Annotated in this window: 1 protein-coding gene and 1 pseudogene; both read left to right on the top strand. The window is 62.1% G+C overall.

Annotated features, from left to right (window positions below; genetic code table 11):
* Window positions 1-25: 25 nt before the first annotated feature.
* A pseudogene (locus tag QT222_RS00145) lies at window positions 26-220 on the top strand (VOC family protein); the annotation flags it as partial.
* A 54-nt stretch (window positions 221-274) separates the two neighbouring features.
* Window positions 275-625, top strand: a 351-nt coding sequence (locus QT222_RS00140; protein ID WP_491475915.1) for a YbhB/YbcL family Raf kinase inhibitor-like protein, incomplete at its 3' end; no start/stop codon positions are given.

Here is a 625-nt window from a genome sequence, read left to right as displayed (position 1 = left end):
CGTCAGATGGGGATAAGGGACGGGGTGGAGCGACCGGGGCGCACCCGCGGGTGAGAGTCACGGTATCCAGTGGTTCGAAGTCGTCGTTCCCGACGCCGAGACACTCACCGCGGTCCGCGATTCGTTGGAAGAACACGGGTACGCAGTCGAGGGTGACGGCGACTCGCTTTCCGTCTCTGACCCGGACGGGATTGGTGTCCGCGTGGCACTCGAACCGTAATCCGTCGTTATCACGGAAGGAACCATTTTGTCACTGGTCCACCAAGTGTGTGGCATGATACCTGATGGCTCAGGTGATCGCCGGAACGGCCTCAAACTCCGAAGCCCGGCGTTTGACAAGGGGAGTTCGATTCCCCGGAAATACGGCTACACGAACCAGAACGTAAGTCCTCCGCTCCAAATCAGCGGCGTCCCGTCGGATGCAGCGTCACTGGCGCTCGTGATGGACGACCCCGACGCGGTGAAGCCGGCGGGGAAGGTGTGGGACCACTGGGTCGTCTGGAATATCGACCCCGAGACTACCGACATCGCCGAGGGAGAGTCACCAACGGGTGCGACCGAAGGGAAAAACAGCTACGGTGAACGCGGATACGGCGGTCCCAACCCGCCGGACGGAGAACACACC

The sequence above is a fragment of the Haloferax sp. s1 genome (genome assembly GCF_058382125.1).
Note: the sequence above shows the minus strand (reverse complement) of the source record. Positions and strands in the feature narration are given on the sequence as shown.